At 33.3% G+C, this 25,549-nt stretch carries 23 protein-coding genes; 6 read left to right on the forward strand and 17 right to left on the reverse strand.

Annotated elements, in window-relative coordinates:
* Positions 1 to 49 precede the first annotated feature (49 nt).
* The gene (locus tag P177_RS16585; RefSeq protein WP_157486598.1) at positions 50 to 460 is read right to left on the reverse strand and encodes a hypothetical protein; all 411 of its coding nucleotides are present in this window, start codon (positions 458 to 460) and stop codon (positions 50 to 52) included.
* Positions 461 to 1,040: 580 nt separating this feature from the next.
* Here P177_RS16585 and P177_RS16590 point away from each other — a divergent pair.
* The 3 genes from P177_RS16590 to P177_RS16600 are packed head-to-tail and all read left to right on the forward strand — an operon-like array spanning position 1,041 to position 4,437.
* Positions 1,041 to 1,670, forward strand: coding sequence for a hypothetical protein (locus P177_RS16590; protein WP_036156560.1), 630 nt, complete (start codon positions 1,041 to 1,043; stop codon positions 1,668 to 1,670).
* Positions 1,671 to 1,672: 2 nt separating this feature from the next.
* A complete protein-coding gene (locus tag P177_RS19520; RefSeq protein WP_051941885.1) occupies positions 1,673 to 2,476 on the forward strand; it encodes a GIY-YIG nuclease family protein in 804 nt (267 codons plus the stop codon).
* Entirely contained in the window at positions 2,473 to 4,437 is a 1,965-nt protein-coding gene (locus P177_RS16600) for a DUF2779 domain-containing protein (protein WP_036156562.1), read from the forward strand. Before P177_RS19520 ends, P177_RS16600 begins: the two co-directional genes overlap by 4 nt.
* A gap of 37 nt (positions 4,438 to 4,474) precedes the next feature.
* On the opposite strand, the gene P177_RS16605 is transcribed toward P177_RS16600, so the two are convergent.
* Complete coding sequence (locus P177_RS16605; RefSeq protein ID WP_209435198.1) at positions 4,475 to 4,930, reverse strand: 5' nucleotidase, NT5C type; 456 nt, start codon at positions 4,928 to 4,930, stop codon at positions 4,475 to 4,477.
* Positions 4,931 to 5,237: 307 nt separating this feature from the next.
* On the opposite strand from P177_RS16605, the gene P177_RS16610 reads away from it, so the two are divergent.
* The 3 genes from P177_RS16610 to P177_RS16620 all read left to right on the forward strand — a co-directional run bounded on the left by P177_RS16610 (position 5,238) and on the right by P177_RS16620 (position 7,313).
* Complete coding sequence (locus P177_RS16610; RefSeq protein WP_036156566.1) at positions 5,238 to 5,567, forward strand: hypothetical protein; 330 nt, start codon at positions 5,238 to 5,240, stop codon at positions 5,565 to 5,567.
* 209 nt (positions 5,568 to 5,776) lie between these two features.
* On the forward strand, positions 5,777 to 6,049 hold the full coding sequence (locus P177_RS16615; protein ID WP_262493329.1) for a helix-turn-helix domain-containing protein: 273 nt from the start codon (positions 5,777 to 5,779) through the stop codon (positions 6,047 to 6,049).
* On the forward strand, positions 6,042 to 7,313 hold the full coding sequence (locus P177_RS16620; RefSeq protein ID WP_036156569.1) for a type II toxin-antitoxin system HipA family toxin: 1,272 nt from the start codon (positions 6,042 to 6,044) through the stop codon (positions 7,311 to 7,313). The genes P177_RS16615 and P177_RS16620 overlap by 8 nt, the downstream gene beginning before the upstream one ends.
* 55 nt (positions 7,314 to 7,368) lie before the next feature.
* Here the strand turns inward: P177_RS16620 and P177_RS16625 are convergent, their stop codons facing one another.
* The 15 genes from P177_RS16625 to P177_RS16690 form a co-directional block, all read right to left on the reverse strand.
* On the reverse strand, positions 7,369 to 7,584 hold the full coding sequence (locus tag P177_RS16625; RefSeq protein WP_157486600.1) for a hypothetical protein: 216 nt from the start codon (positions 7,582 to 7,584) through the stop codon (positions 7,369 to 7,371).
* A gap of 92 nt (positions 7,585 to 7,676) precedes the next feature.
* The gene (locus tag P177_RS20410) at positions 7,677 to 8,024 is read right to left on the reverse strand and encodes a hypothetical protein (protein ID WP_084684720.1); all 348 of its coding nucleotides are present in this window, start codon (positions 8,022 to 8,024) and stop codon (positions 7,677 to 7,679) included.
* A 42-nt stretch (positions 8,025 to 8,066) separates the two neighbouring features.
* Positions 8,067 to 8,744: an aminoglycoside phosphotransferase/kinase family protein gene (locus P177_RS20415; protein ID WP_084684721.1), complete on the reverse strand. Its 678-nt coding sequence runs from the start codon at positions 8,742 to 8,744 to the stop codon at positions 8,067 to 8,069.
* A 202-nt stretch (positions 8,745 to 8,946) separates the two neighbouring features.
* Positions 8,947 to 10,707 (reverse strand): SGNH/GDSL hydrolase family protein, encoded by a 1,761-nt coding sequence (locus P177_RS16635; RefSeq protein ID WP_036156575.1) that lies wholly within the window; start codon positions 10,705 to 10,707, stop codon positions 8,947 to 8,949.
* A gap of 135 nt (positions 10,708 to 10,842) precedes the next feature.
* Positions 10,843 to 12,723, reverse strand: a complete 1,881-nt coding sequence (locus P177_RS16640) for a cytochrome-c peroxidase (RefSeq protein WP_051941886.1) — start codon at positions 12,721 to 12,723, stop codon at positions 10,843 to 10,845.
* 47 nt (positions 12,724 to 12,770) lie between these two features.
* Positions 12,771 to 14,417, reverse strand: a complete 1,647-nt coding sequence (locus P177_RS16645) for a metallophosphoesterase (RefSeq protein WP_051941887.1) — start codon at positions 14,415 to 14,417, stop codon at positions 12,771 to 12,773.
* 5 nt (positions 14,418 to 14,422) lie between these two features.
* The gene (locus tag P177_RS16650) at positions 14,423 to 15,265 is read right to left on the reverse strand and encodes a tetratricopeptide repeat protein (protein ID WP_036156577.1); all 843 of its coding nucleotides are present in this window, start codon (positions 15,263 to 15,265) and stop codon (positions 14,423 to 14,425) included.
* Positions 15,266 to 15,308: 43 nt separating this feature from the next.
* Positions 15,309 to 16,337 (reverse strand): carbon-nitrogen hydrolase family protein, encoded by a 1,029-nt coding sequence (locus tag P177_RS19525; protein WP_051941888.1) that lies wholly within the window; start codon positions 16,335 to 16,337, stop codon positions 15,309 to 15,311.
* Positions 16,338 to 16,379: 42 nt separating this feature from the next.
* Entirely contained in the window at positions 16,380 to 18,050 is a 1,671-nt protein-coding gene (locus P177_RS16660; RefSeq protein WP_084684722.1) for a right-handed parallel beta-helix repeat-containing protein, read from the reverse strand.
* A gap of 71 nt (positions 18,051 to 18,121) precedes the next feature.
* Complete coding sequence (locus P177_RS16665; protein WP_051941889.1) at positions 18,122 to 19,249, reverse strand: M20 family metallopeptidase; 1,128 nt, start codon at positions 19,247 to 19,249, stop codon at positions 18,122 to 18,124.
* Positions 19,250 to 19,294: 45 nt separating this feature from the next.
* Positions 19,295 to 20,707, reverse strand: coding sequence for a Gfo/Idh/MocA family protein (locus P177_RS16670; RefSeq protein WP_036156583.1), 1,413 nt, complete (start codon positions 20,705 to 20,707; stop codon positions 19,295 to 19,297).
* 57 nt (positions 20,708 to 20,764) lie between these two features.
* Complete coding sequence (locus P177_RS16675; RefSeq protein ID WP_084684723.1) at positions 20,765 to 22,381, reverse strand: PQQ-dependent sugar dehydrogenase; 1,617 nt, start codon at positions 22,379 to 22,381, stop codon at positions 20,765 to 20,767.
* Between the two features lie 55 nt (positions 22,382 to 22,436).
* The gene (locus tag P177_RS16680; RefSeq protein WP_084684724.1) at positions 22,437 to 23,300 is read right to left on the reverse strand and encodes a GNAT family N-acetyltransferase; all 864 of its coding nucleotides are present in this window, start codon (positions 23,298 to 23,300) and stop codon (positions 22,437 to 22,439) included.
* 9 nt (positions 23,301 to 23,309) lie between these two features.
* Positions 23,310 to 24,377 (reverse strand): dihydrodipicolinate synthase family protein, encoded by a 1,068-nt coding sequence (locus tag P177_RS16685; RefSeq protein WP_036156586.1) that lies wholly within the window; start codon positions 24,375 to 24,377, stop codon positions 23,310 to 23,312.
* 124 nt (positions 24,378 to 24,501) lie between these two features.
* The gene (locus P177_RS16690) at positions 24,502 to 25,542 is read right to left on the reverse strand and encodes an NAD-dependent epimerase/dehydratase family protein (RefSeq protein ID WP_051941890.1); all 1,041 of its coding nucleotides are present in this window, start codon (positions 25,540 to 25,542) and stop codon (positions 24,502 to 24,504) included.
* Positions 25,543 to 25,549: the final 7 nt, after the last annotated feature.

Here is a 25,549-nt window from a genome sequence, read left to right on the forward strand (position 1 = left end):
GTTAATTATCATATTTGAAAAAGTACATGCTCTTGAATTTCAGGAAAAATTAAAATACTCTTAGTTTCTCCATTTCATCTTTTTCCAAAAACGCATTACACACCCTAACTTCATGGAGTATTTCTTTTCTAATATCCAACAAAATACCAAAGTCCCAACCATACACTACCCTATTCATTGGTATTGGTGCAGCTGCATGAATATATTCAAACTGATAAACCATCATTCCTTTACCATGTTCGCATGCAATACATCTACTATCCGATGTGGTTACTTCACTGTAAACCTTAGAACTCATATTTTCCTTTTTCCAGCCATTTAAACAATAGTCTAGTGCTTCAACGAAATCTATGGAATCTTGAAAATTTGCAATACTATATTTATCAAGAACAGCCTTTACAGGAATCATATCTATTTTCTTTAACGCAGCATACATTTCAACCTTGAATTGCTTTGTCAATTCTGGAGTAAAACAATCACTAATCTATCCTTTTCTAACCTTTTTTTGATGCATAATATTGAATTTAGCATCCTTTAGTGATTAAAAAAATCATCTCTACTATGTATAAAAATAGAGATAGTTATAATAAAACCATTACGGGATTCCGTAGTCGAAGCCTATAAAAATTCATCAATTTTGAAATACATATATTATTTTTTTATATGTCAGGTCATTTACATTACAGAAGTTCTAACTAGGAATAATCGACAAGCAACATGATTTTTTAACACAAATATTTTTTATGAAGTACTTTCTAAATAATGTATAGGTTAAATAAAAACCTTCCAATATATTAATTTTTACAGGTCTACACACTTCTTTAAATATTGATTATTAACCTATAAAAAAAACTAAATGAATTTCATTTTGATTTACTTAATTATCGGATCGGTTTTAACAATTATGGCATCTGAAATCGACAACCTACCATCGCATGACTCTGAAGACATCAAAATAACTAACAGTGATAAAGTTGTCTATATCTTGTTTTGGCCTGCGATTCTCATCTATACTTTTTATAAACTTAAAAAGTAATGGAATGTGGCGATTATTATATAACTCTTTGGAAGGGTTTTTAGTTAAAGAATCGGATTCATTAGTTGCTGAATTTTTAAATACGGATTCTTTACATACTATTGAAAAATTATATGCAATTACAGTGAATGGTGAAATAGTTGGGGTTTTATATGGAAACCATGTACTAAATATAAAAATGAAATCGTTCTATTCAGAGTTGATTCAAAGGGCAATTCCGATTTACAATGAAAACGAAGTTTTACACCTAACAATCAATAAGATTCTTTCAAGAATAATTAAGCAACAAAATTCCATTATATCCCCCAAGGAATTTCAAATTATACAACGGGTTTCTATTACCACTAATGAAATACAGTTTACAAAAAACACGTACTGTATTGACTGTTCTGATTTTACAAAACTGAGATTACATCATGTATGTTCTTCCAGAAAGTTTAAAATGATCAAAAATGAGTATTCAAAAAAATGGAAGTCAATTGTTGCTATGAAAAATTTTCAGGTAACAAAACTATATTATAAAAAACACCTTTTAATTGGGTTTACCCTGTATAGAAAAAATGATGGCGAACAGTTTTTCTGGAGTGGTCAATTTCAAGAGGTATTAGAGAGTTTAATTTTAAAAACTATATAAACATGAAGAATCAAGAATCTGTTTCAGCGCAACTACTAATCGATATAAACTTTGAAAAAATTGGTTCATGGAAGTCTTCTGAAAACAAGCTAACACCCATATTTAAAGAAATTTCCAATATCGACCTTAACGTTAACAATGTTTTATATGCTTTTACAACTGAGGAAGAACATGAAAATGAAGAGATAAAATATATTGGCAAAACCACAAGAACCCTTAACCAAAGAATGTACGAATATGCAAACCCAGGTAAAGGACAAAAAACAAATATTCGGGTAAATAAAGAAATCTTAAATACTTTGGATCAAGGCAGTTCTGTTTCGATTTACATTTTCAAAGATGTTCTGCCTTTAAATTGGGGTGGCTTTAATCTTAACATAGCAGCTGGTCTTGAAGATTCATTAGTGTATTCCATTAGTCCAACTTGGAATAAACACGGAAAAAATACAATAACTACAAGCGAAGAAATAGAACTTGAAACTTTATCTGTTAATTACAAAGGGACTAAAAAATTAGAATCCGAAATTAAATTAGGAACCACTTATTACAACAAAGGCTTCTTTAATTTGAGGAAAGGCATTAGTCAATATATAAAAGAATCGTTAACCGATATAGAATTAAGATTAGAAGATGGACCAAAACTTATTGCTAAAATTGACAGAACGACAAATCCCGATAATTCTATAAGATTATACTATGGAAATGATCTAGTCAATTGGTTGAAAAATAACTATGCTCTCGGAGATATATTGAAGGCACTGGTAATTATAGAAGAAAACAATGTAATTATTGAATTTAAAAAATGATAAAACCACTATCAAAATCTCGATTTAAACTTGGCTTAGAATGCCCTAATAAATTGTTTTTTACATCTAAAACAGCGTATGCCAATCAGAGTGCTGATGATTCTTTTTTTCAAGCATTAGCTGAAGGTGGCTTTCAGGTAGAGGCTCTTGCTCGGTTACATTATCCGGAAGGTGCTTTTATTGATACCAAAAATTATGAATATGATCTTGCTGTAAATCTGACAAAATCTCAATTAGAAAAAGATTCTATATCCATATATGAAGCAGCAATAGCATATGAAAGACTTTTTATACGTACAGATATATTATCGAAAAAGGGAAACCATATTAAACTTATAGAAGTTAAAGCAAAATCTTTTGACCCGAGTTACGAACACTTATTTATAGGTAAAAGAGGAGGAATAAATAGTGGATGGAAGCCTTACCTATTTGATTTGGCGTTTCAAAAATATGTTGCCCAAAAAGCTTATCCTGAATTTACATTTGAAGCATTTCTATTAATGGCAGACAAGACAAAAACTGCAAAGGTTGATGGTCTTAATCAGTTATTTAGGATACCAAAAGAAGGTAATCCACGAACAGATGCAACTTCAAGCATAACTTCGATTAGCGAAATTGGCGAGTCCGTTTTATCAGAAATCAATGTAGATTCAATTATCAATAAAATTATTGCAAATGAGTATCCTTACTTTGATAATTTATCCTTTGAAGAGTCTATACATTTATTCAAAGACGCGTATCAAAATGATAACTATTTAAATTGGCCCACAAAATTCGGTAATTGTAAAGGGTGCCAATTTAAAACAACTTTAGAACAAGAAGCAGAAGGATTAAAATCTGGTTTTAAATACTGTTTCAAAAAACAACATGGCTGGAAATCAATAGATTTTGAAAAATCTAATGCTTTTGAAATATGGAATTTTAGAGGTAAAAATCTTGTAGAGGAAAACAGATTGTTAATGTCAGAACTTACGGAAAATGACATAAATATAAAATTTGAAGCTGGAAGACTATCTGCTTCTGAAAGACAATGGATACAGATCGAGAAAGCACAACAAGATGATAACACCATTTTTGTTTTGAAGAATGAGTTAAAAGAAGAGATGAACTCTTGGCAATATCCATTGCACTTTATAGACTTTGAGACGAGCACAGTAGCTTTACCTTTTACTAAGGGCAGAAAGCCTTACGAGCAAGTTGCTTTTCAATTCTCGCATCATCAATTAAATAAAGATGGAAGTATTGAGCATAAAAGTGAATACATCAATAATACACCAGGAGAATTTCCAAATTTTGAATTTGCACGTGCACTTCAAAAATCACTTTCAAAAGATCAAGGGACCATCTTTAGATTTGCCGCACATGAAAATACAATAGTGAATGCAATTATTTCACAATTATCCTCTAGTACAGAACTAGATAAAGTTGAATTAATCACATTTTTAAAATCTATTTCTACATCTACCAAAGACAATACAGATCAATGGACTGGTAACCGCAGTATGATTGACTTAAACAAAGTAGTAAAAGATTATTATTACAATCCCATAACAAAAGGTTCTAATAGTATAAAAGTAGTATTACCAGCCAGCATCTATTCAAGCTCATTTCTGCAAGAAAAATATTCAAAACCAATTAATGAGATTAATGTAGGAAGTACCAACTTCGAATCAGATATCATCTGGCTTCAAAAAAAGGATGACGAAGTTATAAATCCATATAAAATGCTACCGCCCCTATTTGATGGATGGAGTACATTTGATTTAGATAATACTATATCTGAACTAGATAATATTGCAGATGGTGGCGCTGCATTAACCGCTTACGCAAAACTGCAATATGTTGAAATGGATGATAATGAACGGGAAGAAATAACTACAGCGCTACTAAAGTATTGTGAATTGGACACTCTAGCAATGGTTATGATATATGAGCATTTTAAATATGATTTAATCCAATAAAACAATCGATTCCGATTAAGCATCAATTACCAACCTCTCAATACTTCTCATTAAAATATGAAATAACCGCATCCCAATCTTTAAAATTAGACTGTCCGAATTGCAGAAGTGTACCTTTAAAATGTTCTTGACCTCGACCGTCTCTATGGTCATCAATTAAATAATCTCCTATTAATAAACCTTTATGACTAGAAATTATTAATCTATCAACTATTTCCAAGCCTAAATGCTTTTCTACCCAAAGTCTTTTCTCGGTATAGCATAAAGGATTAAATATAGAAGGTGCGGTAAGTATAAATGGCTGAAAATAATCGCTTTTCAAAAAGAAGTGAAAAGATTCGATTGCATTATTCAAAGGCTCTAAATTCTCAAAGAAACCAGGCTGACTTTGCGGGAATAGAATTTCCGGTTGTTCTATCAATGCCTTTTTATGTGCTTTGCTGTAATTACAAATTACATCATCCATATCTATGTACACTACTTTTTTAACCACGGTTAAATATAAACTGTTCTGAGTATTTAAAGAAACAAATCAGTAAACACCTTTAAATTCCCAATCATTTATATTCAGTAAATTTGGATTCTAATAACATTAATTAATCTTAAAATAGGAACATAAAGAACTTTTAAAATACATACAAAAGCGTTTCGCTTTTGATTTGGTTAGGAAAAATCGCCAGTTTTTAATGACAACCAAAATCAGAGTAAAACGCCCACGCCACTGCGTGGGCTGTTCTTGCTTGGTTGTCGGGTGTTTGGCGATACCTTCCTTTCCTGCTAGTTCAGTTCCACGCTTTTTTATGGGAAATTTTAAAAAGAAATGCATTTTATCGGCTGTTGAACTTGTACCTCACAAGTACGTGAAAATACTGGAAGATTATTGGTCCTTTAATGGAGATACCTTTAAGAATAAACCCTGCGATGTAGCTGAAAAACATGACTTAAATTCTGTTCAACTTTTCGAAATCGCAAAAATTTATTCAGATGTTAAAATCTATGACCATTGCGGCATCTGCGGTATGGAAATGATGACAGAGGTCGAAAATCAATTAGAGTTTTTAGAAACCTATAAAAACCCTGGTGGTTGTGAGAAATGTTTTGATATGGATTATATAAAACATTTAGTATGATATTATATGCTAAATTATCTATAACCATGAGTATGGAAAGCATGGTTGTTCTATTAGTTTTTAGAAGTTCATGAAAGTACAACTTACACGAATTACCTTATAACACTAAATATAATTTACATAAATGATTATATTTGTAAAATATAATTAGCGTTATGCCTAAAAAGAATATCATAATTCTACCTAAAACTAAGAGGATTCTTGAAGAAATGGGCGAGAATATAAAGCTCGCACGCTTGAGAAGAAAATTTAGTTCTGAGCAGGTAGCCGAAAGAGCAAATATTAGTAGACCAACTTTATCCTCTATTGAAAAGGGCGCACCTACAGTTAGTATTGGCTCCTATTTATTAGTTCTTCAAGTATTGGGATTGGAAAAAGATTTTCTCTTACTCGCTAAGGATGACGTTTTAGGAAGAAAATTACAAGATGCCAATATAAGTACCAACGAAAGGGCTCCTAAACGAAAAGATAAAAATGGCTAAACCAAATAATAAGAAAGCTATAGCCGTTTACGCACATTGGTCGGGCATGGAAAACCCTTTACTTATGGGAATTCTACATTCCGACCGCTTAAAGGGCAAAGAGCTATTTTCTTTTGAATATGCAGCCGAATGGTTGCAGAGTGAACACGCACAATTATTAGACCCAAACTTACAGTTATATTCGGGATTACAATATCTTAATGACGATGAAAATAATTTTGGAATATTTCTAGACTCTTCACCAGACCGTTGGGGACGAATTTTAATGCGTAGAAGAGAAGCTGCTCTAGCGAGAACTAATAATAGAGAAGAAAATAAATTATTCGAAACCGATTACCTACTTGGTGTTTTTGACGGTCATAGAATGGGAGCGCTCAGATTTAAAGCGCAAGTAGATGGTCCATTTTTAAACGATAATAAGGAAATGGCAAGTCCACCTTGGACTTCTCTTAGAGAGCTTGAGCAAATAAGTTTACGATTAGAAGATGATGATGTTATTGATGACCCAGAATATCTAAAATGGTTAAGTATGTTAATTGCACCTGGAGCATCGTTAGGAGGAGCAAGACCCAAAGCTGGTATTATAGATAATGATGGTGCACTTTGGATAGCAAAATTTCCAAGTAGAAATGACCAAGGTGACATTGGCGGGTGGGAAATCGTAGTATATGAATTAGCCATTTTAGCAGGAATAAATATGGCGGAATCCAAAGCGCAAAAATTCTCTTCAAATTATTATACTTTTCTAACCAAAAGATTTGATCGAGAAAATAATGGAAAGAGAATACATTTTGCATCTGCAATGACCATGCTTGGCTATAAAGATGGGCAAGACCATTCTGATGGTGCTAGCTACCTAGAACTTGTTGATTTTATACAGAATAATGGGGCAAACGTGGACGAGGACCTAGAACAGCTATGGCGTAGAATTGTATTTAGTATATGTGTAACAAATACAGATGACCATCTAAGAAATCACGGTTTTTTACTTACCAATGATGGGTGGGTGCTATCACCAGCATACGATATTAACCCTGTAGAAACTGGTACCGGTTTAAAACTGAATATCTCTGACGAGGATAATTCATTAGATTTAGAATTAGCAATGGAAGTCTCCGAATACTTTAGATTACCAAAAAATAAAGCTAATGCTATTAAAAAGGAAGTATTAACAGCCGTTGCAAGTTGGAGAAATGTAGCAACTAAATATGGAATCTCTAGAATTGAGCAAGAATTAAAAGCAATTGCTTTTAAAACGATTTAAAGTCTGTACTTAAACAATCTTTCAAATTAAAGTTGCAGCATTTAAATCTCTATTATCAAGTAAACAATGGGCGTTGTCTCTGCATTAGTTTAGGTTTATCCAATTCACACAAGTTTTTAAAATCTTGCATACCTCCTAATCTTACAAGCGTATCATATTTATCATCTCGCTCTCTTAATAACCTGTAATCGGTTTGCCAACATTTTAATCCCTCTTCATGATGTAAAAGATAATCTAAATCTTCAGCACCAAATTTATTCATGTAACTCATGGTATTATTCCTTAATGTTTGTATAAAATAAATTATATCAGATATTATAATCTAAAAGCAAGAAATCTGATGTAAATAAACTCAATTTTAAATTATAATTGATTCATTTTTTTACTAAAACTTTGAACTAGTTTGAACTGATTTTTTACTCTATCTAAATTATGTTCAGCATACTTTATTTTATAATATACATCGTTATTTAAATAATCTGTTAAAAACCTAAGCCCCATTATAAACATCATCGTTTTTGCTCCTAATGGCAAATATTGCAATTCTAATGCAGTTAACGTGGTTCTAATTTTCTCTAAAAAACCTTTTTCATAAGCTTTATAATACTCCACATTAAATTCAACTAAATCTAAATTGGTCTCATCCTCGGCAGCCTCATTACATATGGTTCTAATGGCATCGCCAAAATCATAATGAACAATTCCAGGCATTACCGTATCAGTATCTATAACACAAAGTCCTTTATTACTTTTTCAAAATAATGCATTTGATATTTTAGTATCGTTATGTGTTACTCGCACGTTTATTTTACCAGATTCTTTAAGATTTTGAATAATATGCATTTCTTCCTTTAACTCAAATGCGAAATCTATACATTCTTGTGATTTTGTGAGTCGTTCTTTAGAGGATGCCTTTATTGCCTTTAGAAATTGTGAAAATCTAAAAAACATGTCATGAAATTTTGGTATAACCTCGATTAATTTAGTAGCATCATAATCATAAGTCAAGTTTAAAAAACCTCCAAATAATTTACCTGCTTCATATGCTACCTCTTTATCGTCTACAGTTTCAAAAGTAATACTGTCATCTATATAATTCATTAAATTCCAATAACTCCCGTCCTTCGCTCTATAGTAAGGCTTACCTTCTTTAGTTTCAATGAAAGTTAAAACACTACTATACAATTCATCTTTCGATAAGTCTTTCAGTTTTTCTTTTAAATGAGTACTGATATTAAATTTATTTGAAATTAACCCTTGCACATCATTAAAAACATTATCATTTATACATTGCAAAATAAAGTTTGGCTTAGATTCTGTTATAATTAAATAAGTAGAATTAATGTGACCTGAAGCCAATTCTTGGTATGATTTAAATTCACTATCGTGTTGAAATTTACTGAACGCAAATTTTAATTTTTCTAACAACATATCTATAAATTTTGATTGACTTAGTTTTTTGAACAAAAATTATCTTTAAGGACAGAATGATATTTTGCACCTATTACCGTTGTGAAGAAAATTAATGTAGTTATATAGTGACACAATGCGTTTTAAGAATCTATATTAGTTTTTAGATTCAAATATTGCAATAGTTAGCCTTCGACTCTTTATCTTTTTTTACTAATTATTATTAATCCTCTATTAATTGCTGAAGAGACTTTCCTAAAAGTAAATAGCCTTCATTATTGGGGTGTAACCCATCTGTAAAAAGCGACTCGTTTATTTTTCCATCTTCACCTAGTAATGAATTCCCAATAATATTAAAATCAATTGATTCTGATTTTGCTAAATCCGCCAATTTAAGATTTAGACTTTTAATTCGTTTTTCTTTACCAGTTCTTGGCAATAAGCCTATCAACTTAATAGTAGTTTGTAATTGACGTATTTTAATAGCTTCTATCAAAGCTTTCAATCCGTTCGCAATCTCGATATCACTATTAATATCTAAATTATTTGTGCCAATCATTAAAATAATTTGTTCGGCATCAAAACCGTCAAGTTCGTCGTGATATACTCTCCAGAGTACATTCTCTATTCTATCCCAACCAAATCCAAAATTGCGTACGCCCAAAGGTTCTAAAATATTACTCCACGAACCTTGTCCTCTTGCTATAGTTGATTCTGGTTCTCCTCCCCAAAAATTAATAATAGAATCGCCAATCAAGCATATTTTCGTTTTATCCGTTTTGTTTAGTTTAAGAACCTCTTGATGCCTTTCTTCCCAATTATAGACTGAAATATCTCTACTTTGTGTTTTGGGCATGGTTGTACTCAATTCCCCTACTGGCTCATCTAGTATTTCTCTTATTTTATTTTCATAGGTATCTGCATATTGCATCATACCATAATCATTAGGGTGTATATGATCCACGTACATATCAAAATCAAAGTTCAAATCCTGTTTTTTCAATAGAAAAATGTTTTCTAACCCATCTGATTTTAAATCATTAAAAGCTTTTTCGAATTCATTATTAAGTTTTAAAATTAAACCAGCCCTTTTTTTATTAGTTAATTCATCTGCAAAACCTATATGAGAAGTAAGAATTATAGGTACCATTGGTCTTTTAATTTTTAGTTTTTTTACCGCAGCAATAGTTAGCGAATAAATATCATCTTCATCTGGATGTAAATTTGGCAAACAATCTAAAATGTACAGTTTTGCATCAACCTCTGTCATTAAATCAATTACTTCGGGCTCTAACATTCCATTTCCAGAAAAACCAAGGTTAATAACCGGTCGTTCTAGTTTTCGCTCTAAAATACTAGTCCAAGCCATTCCTGGTCGAGAAGCGCATGCCCCTTGACAAATAGAAGTTCCATAAGCTACAATAGGTTTCTCATTTCGTATGGGCAGCGCCTTAAAAAAATACGTTTCTACCACACCAATCTCTAACGTTTCTATTTCGTTATACAATGGTAAAAACAGCTGGTATTCCCTTCCGTACTTTTTATAAAAATCAGATTTTTCATCGATTTTAAATGAGTAATCGCTTTCTGTTTTAATTGAGTAAGAACCCCAACAACGAAGCCATTCACCATCATATGTTTTACTATACAAGTCTAATCCGCTTACGCCCGTTGCCGGCATATGATTCATTGAAATAGATCCTTTTAGCCTATACTTAATATTAATACTGTCTGCATTTGAACGAAACCGTATAGATAACCCCGCTGACTGTTTTGATAAATTCCAAACATCCTCTCTTACGGTAACTTCTGCTTTCTTGGGAAATCTATGGTAAATAGATTTTCCTTCATTTGACCAACCTCTACCTTCAATCACAGGAACCTCACTATTTCCAGGATTCCACCATTTTATTTTACTTTCATCTTGAGAAAAAGAAATATTTACAACGAATAGAAAAATCAATAATAGTTTAGCTTTTCTCATAGTTTCACTTTAATTTTTTAGAATATTTAATCAATTAATTTTTAGCAGGTAAAGACTCCTATTTTTATAGCATTATATTTTGAAATAGAATTTCTTAATTCGTACGCTATTACTAGCAATGGTCAGATGATTCAACTAATTAGTGTTAGTCTCAAATTCCGCAATATCTGTTAGTGACTCCATAAAGGTTATAATATCTTTAATTTCTTGCTTTGACAGGTTTAGAGGTGTATCAGATAATGTTTGGTTTTCAACTGGCAGTCCCATTCCGGCACCTCCACCAAGGTTATAAAATTCTAATACATCTTCCAATGAAAGAAATAAACCATTATGCATATAAGGTGCTGTTAATTCTACGTTCCTGACAGAAACAGTTTTGAAAGAATTTTTAAAAAAAGGATAGTTATCTGCTTTTAAGCCATTATTCATTCTACCTAAATCTTCATCTAATTTTGGATTTACAGAATCGAAACCTTTTATTATTCCTAAAACTTCCGATTCAGATTCTACGTAAAAAGGAGGAACACTACCATTAAAAACTGGTGCAAAATGACAACTACCGCAAGCTCCTTTACCCATGAATAAATTAAAGCCTCTTTTAGCATCCTCTGGATATTCATTAATTTCATTTCGCACATATTTATCGAACTCACTATTAAATGATTTTAAAGAATTAACATAAGCCGCAATAGCATTGCTTATTGAACGCTCATTAATATCATTTTTTACAATGCCGCCGTAAGCAGCTTTAAACAGTTTTTGATAGTTAGAATTTTTATTCAACTTCCTAATTATCGTATCAAAATTGGTATTAAACTCTAAATTATCATCAATAACGTGAGTTACTTGCTTTTCTAAGTTAAACTCACGCATATCCCAAAAATATCGCGTAGCATATCCTGCATTTATTATAGTTGGCGAATTTCTTGCCGTAAAAAACCCTTCTTTATTTGATACACTTTTAGGTAGCCCATCAGTAAAACCATGATTTGGATTATGGCAGCTTAAACAAGACATTGTATTATTCTTGGATAACTGACTATCTTCAAACAATAACTTTCCTAATTCAATCGTCTTAGGGTTGTCTAATGGCAGATATACTAATTCCGAATAAAAATTAGTGCTCAAAAAATTGATATCGAAAATATTTTTTGATTGATAATCTTGCGCATGCTTTCTATATGGCTCTAGTTTAATATTATTTAAATTCTGAAACTCTAACAATTCTGCATACAATGGATTCACAACTTCCTTTAAAAAAACCATTCTATCAAAATCATTAAAACTGATATTAGAGTTTAATAAGCTTTCACCTTTCTCAAAGAGTTTATTGATAGTATTGAATTTAGTTTTTGCCTTAGGATGGATATCTGCATCAAAATACATGAATGCATTTTTCATACTCCGAAGGCTTACATAACTCTCTTGTATTCCATTTACAGATCCTGGTGTATCAAAACCAGTAACACCTAAAGTGAAAATTCGTACCAATCCTGATCTGATGCTTTCAATAATTTGACTGGGCTTTAATTGAAGTGGAAAATGTATTTTTGAAACATAATCAACATGTGTTCTTAATCCTGCTGCTAATACTTTTATGCGTTGTAATTGCTTTTTGGAAGCTTCTTCAAAGACAGCTTCATCTAACGCCTGCAAACCTGATGGCTCAATAATATTTCCTCCTTCAAAATATTCACTTATTTTAGGTAAAGGAGCCCCATTAATATAAGCTCCGTTATATGCAGATTGGTAATAATCAAAAATAAATTCGATCCTTTTATAAGCTAGTCTCGTTTTTCCAACTTGCCTTTGCAATTGTAACTCATCTCCAAACATTGAATTATCGGCTAGGCTTGCTAATACTTCTACTTCGTTTTTAAAACTTTGAAAATTGATTGCATATACTTTCTCCACTTTTTCCGGAATAGTCTCAGATACAGCATACTCTACCTTTTTACCTGACCAGATAAAAAAGCAGACAAATACTGACCCTAATAAAATACATCCCTTTTTCATTTTCGATTAGAGATATTAATACGCATTACATTAGCGTAATTAGTAGATTACTTAATAGTAACAGATTCTGTATATGTCTTTTTATTTGTGACAACCTCAACAACATATAAGCCTTTTGCCATCTTACTTACATTAATGGTGTTTCTTCTACTTTTGCTAACCAATTCGCCTATACTATTATAGAATTTTACCTTCTTTAAACGTTCTTTCTCATTTACAGTAATAGTAATTAACTTACTATCTGCTATATACGTAAGTATTTTACTTTCTTGATCTGATTGATTTTCATTAAAATTTGGTGTTGCAATTCCTGTTTTATTTATCGTGAAATAATCATCGATTTCATTATTTTCTCTAATGAACTTTACAATCAAATTTTGTCCTCCCTTACCATCATCTTCTACTTCCATAACACAAGAACCTAGTTGATTTAAGGATATATACATGGCTTGGTGATTTAAATCTCCACCTGATATTTGACCTGCAGAACCCGTCGTTATATAAACTGCACCTTCCGTTGCGTCTTTACTTTTTTCATATGCACCATTGCTGTCCGCTTTACCATCTCCATACCCTGTTGAACCAACGGTATGCCCACCTTTAGAAATTTCATCAGGATTAAAAGTATTTGCAAAACCTTGGTGTCCGTTTAAAAAATAAGAACGCTCATATGAATGACTGTGCCCATTTAAAACTAAATCAACCCCATTAGCCTCTAACATTGGCATAAAATTTTCTCTCATTTCTATAGGTCTATGATCCTCATCAGAATCATGAGACCCCTTGGAATATGCTGGATGGTGAAATAAGGTAACAATCCAATCATGTTTAGTGTTTTGAATATCTGTTAATGCCCAATTATACATAGCACCACCAACTTCGCGACTAGAATGGTGAGAATCTAATATGATGAAATGAATGTTGGCATAGTCAAAAGAATAATAGGCTTCTGTCCCTGAGGCGGTACCCCCAGCTTCCCCTTCTGTTGGAAAAGTAAAAATATCATAATAAGGTCCAGATTGTGTAGCTGAATCTGCTGATTGACCATCATGATTTCCTAAGCATGACCATGCTACAGACTTTTTAAACATATCTCCATAAACATCAAAAAAGGCATTTTGATATTCAGCATCTTTACCCGTGTTATAAGCGTTATCACCCAAGAACAACATCATATCAGTTTTTCCTGTGTTTATTGGAGCTGAGGCTACGTAATCATAATAGGCATCTCGAACTTCTCTTTGACTATTATTTGCTGTACCAGGATCACCTAATATCCATGCACGAACAAATTGTTTTGTTCCATTAACTGGTGCCGTTATCACATACATATCTCCTAGAAGATCTTCAGATAGAACTTCACCTTTATTACCAATATTAAAGTAGTACTTCGTATTCGGCACCAAACCAGATAAAGTCACTTGATGATCAGTTTTCAAAGAAGTATCCTTTTCAGTCATCGACAATGAACTTAATACTGTACCGTAATTAACTACAGATTCTGTTGCAATATTTGTCCTCCATTTTACAATTACACTTGTAGGTGTTCCGCTTTGTAAATACGGTCCCCTCTCTACAGTTATAGATGGTGCGCTATTTATAGATTCAACAATTGCAGTCTCTACTATTTCCGCTTGCGAAAATGAATGCACGGTAAAAAGCAACATTACTATTTGGGTAATTTTCTTCATCATAATATCTAATTGTTAATAGTGCTTTCTAAGCTTTTAATTTCTTTTTTTAATTCTAAAATTGAATCCATTTTTTTAAACTTAGCGTCCAATTTTTCTATTGTAGCGGTAGCTAGTTTCAAAGATATGTTCGCATCTTTTGGCTTATTAATTGATACTAAATACGCTGCTTTTTGATAGTACCAGAACTCTTTTCTTTGGTATTCAAGAATAAAATAATTGTATTGCTTTATTGTTTTTTCGATTTGACCTGAATCTTTTAAGTAATCCAATTTTTTAAGTTGAAGTGAGAATGTATTTTCGCCAACTTTGGTTAATCCAAAATCTATAATATCAATTGCCTTTGAGAAATTCTTATTGTTTTCTGTCAATATGATACTAGTATATTCCAAGATGTCTTCTGGTCGAATATCTACCATAGTATTCATAACAAAATGGTAAGCGGCTATAGATTCTTTATACGCTTCTAACTTGTATAATATTTGAGCTTCAAGCTTTTTAGCTTTTACATCTACACTATCTACTTCTAAGTACTTTGCTATATTCGTTAAGGCATTCTTATAGTCTTCGGATAAATAGTTAACCTCTGCAATCCTATATATTAAGACTTTATCTGTATTGCCTAAAGATGTAGATTTAAGATAATCTTCCATTGCCTTATTCAATTCAACGTGTTGTTGATATAAAAAACCTCTTTCGTAGTATAACTTAAAGTCATTGGGACTTTCTGCTATCTCTTTTGTTTTCTGATTTATTCGTTTAGTTAAGTCTCCATGAGAAAAAACTTGAACAGATATTAAAAGAAACGTGATTATAAGTACTGCTCTATGCGTTACTGGTTTTAAAATCATTTTTTTATGAAATAGTTTAAATTACTTGAGTTTTGTAAGACTATTACGCTCTTAATTTCTTTTGCATATCTGTAGCACTTTTAATGTGTTGCCTATGCGTTTTAAGCTCAAATTCCTCAAGGATATCCGCAACCTTAATATCAGGAGATAGGCTTTCAATTATTGACCATTCTTCTTCATCGTAATTGGTGATCTTTACTTTTCTTCCATATTTAGCATGAATATCTTTGAACTTCTTTATGTATGGCCATGTGTGTAAAAATGCTTTATCAAGATTTAATGGTGCTATTGCCCAATACTTGTCCCAGAACCCGGTTTTTGCAACTTCATCACCAGTTACATCACATATTTTAGCGGTACCATTAATTGTACTGGACACAACACAATATTTGTTTTGCCAAGCCCTAGTATTAATCGCTTTTCCTCCAGAATATGCGGAGCAGAAAAATACAATCTCAGCTCCTTTTTCCTTCAGCTTTTCCCATCCATTATTCCATTCAAGGTCAAAGCAAATTTGCACCCCAATTGTTCCGAAATCAGTTTTAAATACTGGTGGGTCGATTGGACCAGGAGAAACTCCTTTATGCATTTCTCCTTCTGTTGGATGTGCTTTTCTATATTCCCCCAATACTTTACCTTCTCTATCAATAACAACAGCAGCATTATAATAAGTGCCATTTTCAACAGTATACAATGGACAAATAATATATGTTTTATGTTTTTTAGCAAATTCGGAAAACCTCTTAATTATTTTTCCTGATGGTTTCTCTGCTATTTCTTTGACTATCCTCTTTGTAGGAATATGGAAAAATGGAAAAACTTCAGGAAGACATATTATATCTGGATTGTAATTGACAATATCCTCCATGTGACCTAAAACTTCATTAACCATCTCTTCATGGCTAACTGCATCAATCTTAGTTAATGTCAGCGTAGCTATCCATACTTCTCTTGGTAATTTTTCAGGTAATGAATTTTCTTCACTATTAGAGGCTATTGCTATCGAAGGGGCCAGTGTAATACCTGCACCTAAGCCAAGTGCTGAATTTCTTATAAAATTTCGTCGTTCCATATGCTATATTTTAAAGTTGTTCTAGAAATCTTGTTTACCAAATTAATAACTTTCTATTGCTCCTATATCAGGTGCATTACCTTTATACAATAAACTTACCGGTGCTTTATCTTTCCATTGTATCGCGTTCTCTAAAATCATATAACCCGTGTCATAATCAATACTTTTTATCTGAACTTCATTATCTCCAACACGAATGATATCTCCTTCAACAATACTAAAGCCATCAGTAAAGAAATAAGGATCCTTGACTTTCAAAACAATACCTGTATCACCTGCACCAATTGCATAGGTCAAAAATGCACCTGCATCTATACAAATACTATCTTCTGACAATCTATAATCGTCTTTCACAATATGTTTTAGGTTGGGATTTTCAATTTTAAATAGCGGATTTCCTTGAATATTATTCTGAATATAATCTGGATATGTTTGTTCAAATGCATTTAAAGTAAACCCTTTATCTTCCTTTCCTATAAAAAATACCTCTTTATCTTTATTACTCTGAGCTGTAATGTTATTATTATAAAAACGGGTTTCGCTGGGATTGCTAGAGGAGCTAAAAGCAACTTGAACACTTGGTACATCTCTTTTTGTATGTGCATCCTTAAATATTCTATTTGCATAAAATATATTGTTCATGAAGATATTATCGTAAAATTCAGTGTGTAAGTTATGTGACACCTTAATTCCTGGTCCACTGCCATAGCGACCTTTTTCACCATTGGAATAGACTGTATTATTGTAAAAACGATTGCTATAATTAAAAGCTGCTTCTGGAGAATCATCGCCACCGCCAACCTTACCATATCCACAAATATCCATACCACCTTCACACCCTGCGAAGATATTATTTCGCATAATACACTTTACCCCTGCAAATTGTATTCCCCAACTTGCCGGTGGCTCTTTACCATTGTAATGCCCTTCTCTATGTGAATTAGGTCCGAAGAGATTATTTTCAATTAGAATATGCTCGCTTTTACGATACGGGGCAGACCATTCCCTATCACGAGTAGCAAATATTTCAAGTAACTTTTGATTCGGATTAATTAATGAGTTATTCCGAATAGCAGAATCATGCACCCCCATAAAAACTAAACATGTATGTGATGCCGTATCAAAAGTATTACCTTCAATTAAATGATAACTACCCCCTTGTATAGAAAGTAGATCGGTGCCATTTTTTACGATATTATTTCTAAAAAGAAAATAATCGCCCATATCTTTTAGCTGACAAGATTCCCACATTGTACTGTTTTCAAATTCACAGTTTTCAATATTAATATGTGAAGCCGCTTTTATGGACATAAATTGAGGGCAATCTTTAAATTTTAATCCGTCTATAGTAATAAATTGCTTTTGGTCAATCGAAATAGCGGGGGCTAACAAAGCTCCAGTAAACTCAACTATTTCGTTTCCATAATTTTTAAATACAATATAATTGTTCTCCTCCCCAGAGGATTGAGGACTAAGCTGTTCTTTAAATACGCCCTCCCTAATCAACACCTGAGTACCTGCCGTGGTAGCATTCGCAACCGATTTTAATGTTTTATAAGCATCACCATCCGCACCATTACAGGCACGGTTAGAAATAGAATAAGTACCATTACAGTCAGTTGGCAATAATGCATCAACATAAATTATCTGTGCATACGAATGCATACTGCCTATTAGCGTAAAAAAAAGGAATAGTAAATAGGAATTTTTCATTTATTTTTTGAATAATACTTAATTAAACAAGACATCGCTCTTCTTTCATACAATCAAAAGAAAAGGATTACTTATTGAGTAATAGCGTTTTTCTTTAAAAGTATATTGGTATAAATCTCTACAACTTCCTCTATCTTATCGATATAACAAAACTCATCTGTTTGATGAGCCATTTCTGGTTGACCCGGACCTAAAATAACCGTTGGTATACCTCCATATGCACCTTGTAGTACAGAGCCATCAGTGAGATAAGGCAATGCTTTAGGATAGCCGGGAGTATTCTCTGAAATACCACAAGCATTATATACCCTTTGAACAAAAGGGTCTTTTTCTTCTGTGGAAACAGCTATTAAATCTGTTAAGGTTTCAATCGATACTTCCTCTCCCAGTTCGTCTTTAATTTTAGCTAAAAGCTTATCGTGACCTACTTTAGTTGTAGTTCTAGCATCTATGGTGAATTCAGCATAATCTGGTACAGAATTAATGTTTTGCCCGCCAAAAACCTTCCCTACATTCACTGTCGGCAAACCAAGCAAATCATCCTCTTCAACGTCAAAATCAAATTTTTCAATCTTTGAAATAGCCTTGGCTGCTTTATAAATTGCATTTTCTCCTAAATGTGGCATAGAGGAATGAGCTGTGACCCCAGAAAATGAAAGATTAAGATAGAGTCCGCCTTTATGACCAATTGCCGGAATATTAGCAGTTGGTTCACCAACCACAATACCACCTGCCTTACCAAGTCTTGGATATGTTTTTATTAAATCTTTAGCGCCTTGGCAACCCAATTCTTCACCTGCTGTTAATACCAACCTCACGCCACCTTCAGGAGACCCTAATGAGAAAGCATTTATCGCAGCTACAACCATAGCAGCAACTCCGCTTTTCATATCACTTGATCCCCGTCCATATAATTTTCCGTTCTTCTCTTCTCCTCCAAAAGGATCTACTGACCATTTTTCAGAACCTAAGGGAACAGTATCAAAATGCCCTGTAAAAACTATTGGTAAATCAGTTTCAGAAAATCCTTTTCCTGCAATAACATGTATTCGTTTACCTTCAAAAGGTACGTATTCAACATCAAACCCATGTTCCTCCAATAATTCACCCACATATTTAGCCGCATAATACTCGTTACCCGGCGGGTTTACGGTATCCATAGCTATGAGTCTTTTTGTAAGATCCAATACGTTAATCATAATTTGTAATCTTTTAAATTATTAATATTGATTAAATCATTAGACCTAACTAATTATGTCTAATGGCTTGGTTGTTTTCCAATTTCCTCTTGTAAAATCAGGAAACTCTTGTGGGGCACCATTTTGTGCAACAGAAGCTTCACTTAATGCGCCAACAGAACTCCAATAACAACCTTCATATACGTTTTGATCTAAAGGCACTCCATTTCTTAAACACTCAATAATACGGTATCTCATTATAAAGTCCATTCCACCATGGCCTCCCATTTTCTTTGCTAATTCTCCCAAGCGTAGGTATAATGGATGTTCATACTTTTCAAATATCTTTTGTAATTGCTCTCCTTCGGCATATTCATGGTGATTTCCAGGACCTCCCTCTACGCCACCTTCTAAAGCAACACGAGTTGGAAAACCAGTCAAAGTACCTTTTGTTCCTTGAATCAGGTTATGTCTAGTATACGGTCTAGGGCTAGTTTCGTCCCATTGAACCATAATTGTTCTACCTAAATGCGTTTTAACGATAGATGTATTTATATCACCACCCTTAAAATCTAATTGGTTCCATTTATGGTCAGGCGGAAAGTTTTTAGCAGCATATAAATTCCTTCCTTTTCCCGGAGAAGAAAATGAGTTTATAAATTTAAAGTTATCTTCTCCCCTTGCCAGGTTCATGTATTGAGCAACCGGACCTAAACCATGTGTTGGATAAAGGTTACCATCGCGATTTGCATATTCATATGTTCGCCAAGAGCCAGTGCCACGTTCTACATCGTTCATCTGAAATCTTAATTCATGAATGTAGGCAGCCTCCCCATGAAGTAATTCGCCAATAACACCCTTTCTACACATATTCAAATAGAGCAATTCTTCCCTATTATAATTGACATTTTCCATCATCATACAATGCTTCTGGGTTTTCTCAGAAGTATCAACTATTTCCCACATTTCTTCTAAAGTCAAAGCAAGGGGAACTTCCACAAAAACGTGTGCTCCGCTTTTCATAGCTTCAATAGCCATCGGTGCGTGTAAAGACCATGGAGTACAAACAAAAACTGCATCTGGCTTTTCCTTTTTTAGCATTTTTTTCCAATCGTTTTCACCATCGGTATATAAAGTAATATCCTTATGTCGGGTTCCTGCACCGTTCTCTATACAAGCCTTCGCGGATCTTTCTGCTAAATCTTCATATAAGTCGCTGATTGCAACGACCTCTGTTCCTTCTATAGCGGAAATTTGTTCAACGTGACCGGCTCCTCGATCACCTACACCTATAAACGCACATTTAACGGTATCTAATTTTGGTGCGGAAAAACCACCCATATAAATGGCTCCTGATTTTGATGCTGGTATATTATTAATGCTGCTACCAAGAATTGAATTTGACCATACCGAGGCAGATGCCAAACCCATACCTGCAATCGTTGTTTTTTTTATAAAATTTCTTCTATTAGAACTCATGATTTATGTTTTTTCTATTAAATATTATATTTCTAAATAGTCTGGTAGTTGCAAATTTTAAAGTGCTACTTTATACTTTACAACTTCATCTTCAGTAATACTTGGGTGACCGTTACCAAATGATGCCCTTACATAACTAAGCACATCTGCCAATTCTTTATCTGTAAGAAATTTAAAACTGGGCATATCTTGGTTATATGTTTTTCCTTGAACTACTAATTTACCAGACACCCCCTCAATTACACTTTTCATGAATCTCTCTTTATCGCCAACACCTTCTGTTTTGGATAATGGAGGAAAAAAACCATCACTACCAGAACCATCGGCTTTATGACAAGAGGCACAATATTTTTGATAAACAGCCATACCCGCACCTGCAATACCATTAGCCATAGCATCATTATCAACAGGCGTCTGTTTCTCTGTCATCTCTACCAAACTGCTCCTTAAATCGTCACTTGCCTGTCGAATTCTAATTATGCGATCATCATCTATCATTGGTAATTTTGCATCACTATAAAATTCAGGATTGGCTTTTGGGTGCCAGTCTTTATTACTAGTACATAAATATATATCGCCATTAGGCGCTACGATAACATCTCTTATTCTACCAAACTGTCTATTGAAAGCTACGCTCTCCCCTTCTACTTTTGTTCCGTCCAAAGAAAGTTTTAAAACTCTTAAGCTTGTACCTTTTAGAGAACCCACCAGAATACTGTTAGTCCACTCAGGAATTGTGTTTGAACCAAAATAAGCAATACCTGAAGGTGCAATGGTCGGTGTCCATTCTTTTATAGGCTCTACTATTGTAGAATCTTTACAGTATGCAATTTCATAAGGTTCATTGCAGTAGCCTGTAACATCTGGCCAACCATAATTGCCATTTGCTTTAATGATATTCAATTCATCATCATTAGCTTCGCCATGCTCCGAACTATATAATATATTATTGACCATCACCAAACCTTGCACATTTCTGTGACCTCTAGAATAAACAGGACTATCTTTTATAGGATTATCGGCGGGTATAGAACCATCAAGATTTAATCTCAATATTTTACCTGATATTACACTCGTATTCTGAGCTAATCTTTTCTTTCCAGCATCACCAAGGCACAAGAAAACTTTATTATCTGGAGAAATCACAATTCTACTTCCATTATGATAGCTTCTTCCAGGTATATCCTCCAACAATATTATAGGGGTTTCTAACTTACCATCTTTATAAGTATATCTAACCAATTTAGACCATATCTCATCATTTTTAGAATAGGTGTAATGTAAGAAAACATAAGGATGTAGGTCCATATCTGGATGTACAGCAAAACCTAAAAGACCATAAGATTTCTTAACTAGCACATCATCTACCTGTAATAGCGTTTTTATTTCTCCAGTATCCGTATTCAATTGGTTAACTGTTCCTTTTATTTCTGTAAACCACAAAATATCACTATCCTCCCCACCCCAACAAAGATCCCAAGGATACTCCAAATCTGAAGCAACAACAGAAACGGCCAATTGAGAAGTCTCTAAAGTCTTTTTAAATAAATCTTTTTGGTAAGATGTGTTTTCACTTGATTTTTTATTAGTATCGGCACAGGAAAAATTCAATACTACCACCAACAAAACACAAGCATTTAAAGCTCTTACAATTATATTTCGTTTTAAATTCATTCTTTTCTTTTTAATATTAAGCGACTATAATAGTCTCTAAAAAATGACCAACTACCTACCCCAACTCTGGGCCCGCAATTAAAAATTGCTTATTTAACAAACCTGCAAAAGAATTGTCTTTCAAATACATTCTTACAAATGACCTTTGAAAAGAGAATCCTAAACCAACTAATCGCTCTTTGAACTTGAACTGATCATGCAAAACATCGATTACTATAGATTGACCGATGTTATGTTCAAGAATGATCTCAATGAGGTTTAAAGCATCATCTACGGTTTCTGCCATAAGTGGACCTAATTGAAAATAATTGCTGCCAGGTCTTAAGAAAACATAGGCTACGATACACTCATTTCTTATAAGACACCATGCCTTATTTTTTTTCTTTAAAAAATTGATTAAATCAAGTCTGTTAGCTCCAAAATAATTCAAATCAAGTGCAGATAACTCTTCCATATCATTTACTGATATAGCCCTAACAGTATCTCTACTACTATTATTTATAGTTGTATCAAAATCGGTAGTTATCATTCGGTCAACTTCCAGTTCTTCTTGAAAACCTATTTTTTTATACACTGGAATACCTGCCGCAGTCGCATCTAATTTTATTGATTTACAGCCTTCTAATTTTTCAATAATCGTATTCAATAGATTCTTACTAACTCCCAATCCTCGAAAGGCTTTAGATACCAGCATCATCCCGATCCATGCAACATCATTTTTATAATTTATAGCTGTTACCGTACCAACTATTTCATTATTATATGTTGCTACAAGACACAAATTAGAATTCAGTTCTAAAAACATTTGCCAATCTATCTGGGTTTGATTCCAATTTTCTGCAATAACCAATTTCATTGCTCCCGGTATATCGTTGACAGCCATTTGTCTGACTATAATATTTGTTAGTACAATTTCCATCTCCACTTTTTATTTAAGCCAACCCTCTAGATTCTCTGCTATAAAATCATCATCATTAAGTTCTGGGTAAGCCTTATAAATTCTATCTATTTCTGCTTTTTGTAAGGGGTCTAAATGGTCCTTTTCATTTAATGTCCACGTACCTTCTAAAAGCCCTTGTCTTCTTAATACTTCATGCAAACCCACAATGCACCCTTTGAAATTATTTGCAGCATCAAAAAATGCAGCATTACTATCTGTGATTTTAGCTGCCATGCTTAACATTTTAATCGAGTCTGTAGAATAAGCACCTTTCTTGATATTTTCTAAAAGAATTACAGCCTCTTTTGCCCAAACTGACCAATGCCCTAACAAGCCACCTACAATTCTTTTCTTTATGACCACACCATTTGATTGTACTTCAAATTCAGTCATTAAATCAACCAAAATATTATCATCATTACCCGTATATAATGCTATCTGATCTGCCCGACCAGACTCCACAACAGCACGAACTACATCAAAAGTTTGATATCTATTGAACGGAGCCATCTTAATTGCAACGACGTTTTCAATTTTTGCAAACTCTAGCCAAAAATCAAAATCTAAATAACGCCCACCCACAGCAGTTTGCATATAAAAACCTATAATGGGTATCACTTTAGACACCTCTCTGCAATGATTCAACAAATCTTTATTAGATGCATCTGGTAATGAAGCCAAACTCAACAAAACAGCTTGATACCCTAAATCTGATGCTAACTGAGCTTCTTGTATCGCTTGATTGGTTTTACCTATTACGCCAGCAATACGAAGAATGGTTCTATTTGCTTTCGATGTATAGCTATCCATTTCTTCTTTAGCCAATTCTAATACTGGTTTAAAAAGATTTACATCTGGTTTTCTTATTTCAAATTGGGTCGTATGAACGCCTACTGCCAAACCTCCAACGCCTGCATCCAAATAGTATCTTGACAAAGCTCTTTGCCTTTTTTCGTCTAACTTTCTATCTTGATTTAATGCCAAAGGATGTGCTGGAATTACGGTACCCTCATGAATTAATTCTTTCGCTTTTGGAGATAATTTATTTATGCTCATATCTACTCTTTATAATTTTTTACCGCTTTTTGACTTAGCGGTATTAACAATCTATATGCTTTTTTGAAATCTGTTCTACAACTACTTACTACTATAGACTCTATTAAAAAGCCTTTGATACTTTTTAATACTTCCCGTCTTTTACTTCAAAATGTGTTGGCTTTCCATGAACTGACTTTTCTGTATTTACCCAATCAGCAGTCCATTTAATTACCTCATCGGTCGAAACTTCTGGACCACCCATTTCTTTTGCAATTAATGACGAATTTGAAAGAAGTGCTAGGTCATCTTCCTCTCCTGTAAAAACCACTTCTTTATGCATTAGTTGTCCAAATTTAGTAGCTACATCTTTTACCGATATTGTTTCCAGCCCTGTAATATTCAGTATTTTAGCAGGACTCTCACACATTGACAATGACCTTAATATAAAAGCATTGGCATCACCTTGCCAAATCACATTGGCATAACCCATAGTAACATCTACAGGTTTATTATTCTTAACTTTTAAGGCTATATCTACTAAAACCCCATATCTCATTTCAACAGCATAATTAAGCCTGATCAATGAAATTGGAGTCTTGTTTTCCATACTTCCATATTGAAATAAGCGCTCTCTACCTAAACATGATTGTGCATATTCACCAACCGGTAGTGCTTGATCTGATTCTAAAGAACCTCCAGAATTAACATCTACCAAAGGATAAACACAGCCTGTAGAAAGAGCTACGATACGCGATTTCTTAAATTGTTCAACCACTAACCCTGGAATAAAAGAATTCATAACCCACGTATAAGGTTCGTTACCCTGTGTACCAAATTTTGTACCTGCCAAGTAAATTACATTTTCAACATCTGGTAGGCCTTTGATAAAACCCTGATTAACAAGGTCACCAGCGATCGTTTCAATACCAAGAGATTCTAAATAATCTTTATTCGCTGCTTGACTAAAACGAGAAACGCCAATTATCCTCTTCGTAACACCTGCCAAGTCACAGGCTTTTTTAGCCATATGAGCCATAGAAATACCCATTTTTCCAGAAACACCTAAGAAGATAATATCTCCTTTAAGTTCTTTCATCATATTTACTACAGATAGCGTTGGTCTAGATATGGCTTCTTCTAATTCTTCTTCATTCTTAAAAACCTCTGGATATGTCTTTTTCATCGTTCTT

The organism is Maribacter forsetii DSM 18668 (genome assembly GCF_000744105.1).
Lineage (GTDB): Bacteria > Bacteroidota > Bacteroidia > Flavobacteriales > Flavobacteriaceae > Maribacter > Maribacter forsetii.

What these genes read in the sequence shown, in the direction of transcription:
- P177_RS16635 (WP_036156575.1), bottom strand. Translation starts at nt 10,707, where the DNA reads ATGAGAAAAGCTAAACTATTATTGATTTTTCTATTCGTTGTAAATATT.
- P177_RS16590 (WP_036156560.1), top strand. Translation starts at nt 1,041, where the DNA reads ATGTGGCGATTATTATATAACTCTTTGGAAGGGTTTTTAGTTAAAGAA.
- P177_RS16660 (WP_084684722.1), bottom strand. Translation starts at nt 18,050, where the DNA reads ATGAAAAATTCCTATTTACTATTCCTTTTTTTTACGCTAATAGGCAGT.
- P177_RS16600 (WP_036156562.1), top strand. Translation starts at nt 2,473, where the DNA reads ATGATAAAACCACTATCAAAATCTCGATTTAAACTTGGCTTAGAATGC.
- P177_RS16645 (WP_051941887.1), bottom strand. Translation starts at nt 14,417, where the DNA reads ATGATGAAGAAAATTACCCAAATAGTAATGTTGCTTTTTACCGTGCAT.
- P177_RS16640 (WP_051941886.1), bottom strand. Translation starts at nt 12,723, where the DNA reads ATGAAAAAGGGATGTATTTTATTAGGGTCAGTATTTGTCTGCTTTTTT.
- P177_RS19525 (WP_051941888.1), bottom strand. Translation starts at nt 16,337, where the DNA reads ATGGAACGACGAAATTTTATAAGAAATTCAGCACTTGGCTTAGGTGCA.
- P177_RS16620 (WP_036156569.1), top strand. Translation starts at nt 6,042, where the DNA reads ATGGCTAAACCAAATAATAAGAAAGCTATAGCCGTTTACGCACATTGG.
- P177_RS16675 (WP_084684723.1), bottom strand. Translation starts at nt 22,381, where the DNA reads ATGAATTTAAAACGAAATATAATTGTAAGAGCTTTAAATGCTTGTGTT.
- P177_RS16685 (WP_036156586.1), bottom strand. Translation starts at nt 24,377, where the DNA reads ATGAGCATAAATAAATTATCTCCAAAAGCGAAAGAATTAATTCATGAG.
- P177_RS16665 (WP_051941889.1), bottom strand. Translation starts at nt 19,249, where the DNA reads ATGATTAACGTATTGGATCTTACAAAAAGACTCATAGCTATGGATACC.
- P177_RS16615 (WP_262493329.1), top strand. Translation starts at nt 5,777, where the DNA reads ATGGGCGAGAATATAAAGCTCGCACGCTTGAGAAGAAAATTTAGTTCT.
- P177_RS19520 (WP_051941885.1), top strand. Translation starts at nt 1,673, where the DNA reads ATGAAGAATCAAGAATCTGTTTCAGCGCAACTACTAATCGATATAAAC.
- P177_RS20415 (WP_084684721.1), bottom strand. Translation starts at nt 8,744, where the DNA reads ATGTTGTTAGAAAAATTAAAATTTGCGTTCAGTAAATTTCAACACGAT.
- P177_RS16670 (WP_036156583.1), bottom strand. Translation starts at nt 20,707, where the DNA reads ATGAGTTCTAATAGAAGAAATTTTATAAAAAAAACAACGATTGCAGGT.
- P177_RS16690 (WP_051941890.1), bottom strand. Translation starts at nt 25,542, where the DNA reads ATGAAAAAGACATATCCAGAGGTTTTTAAGAATGAAGAAGAATTAGAA.
- P177_RS16680 (WP_084684724.1), bottom strand. Translation starts at nt 23,300, where the DNA reads ATGGAAATTGTACTAACAAATATTATAGTCAGACAAATGGCTGTCAAC.
- P177_RS16610 (WP_036156566.1), top strand. Translation starts at nt 5,238, where the DNA reads ATGGGAAATTTTAAAAAGAAATGCATTTTATCGGCTGTTGAACTTGTA.
- P177_RS20410 (WP_084684720.1), bottom strand. Translation starts at nt 8,024, where the DNA reads ATGCCTGGAATTGTTCATTATGATTTTGGCGATGCCATTAGAACCATA.
- P177_RS16650 (WP_036156577.1), bottom strand. Translation starts at nt 15,265, where the DNA reads ATGATTTTAAAACCAGTAACGCATAGAGCAGTACTTATAATCACGTTT.
- P177_RS16625 (WP_157486600.1), bottom strand. Translation starts at nt 7,584, where the DNA reads ATGAGTTACATGAATAAATTTGGTGCTGAAGATTTAGATTATCTTTTA.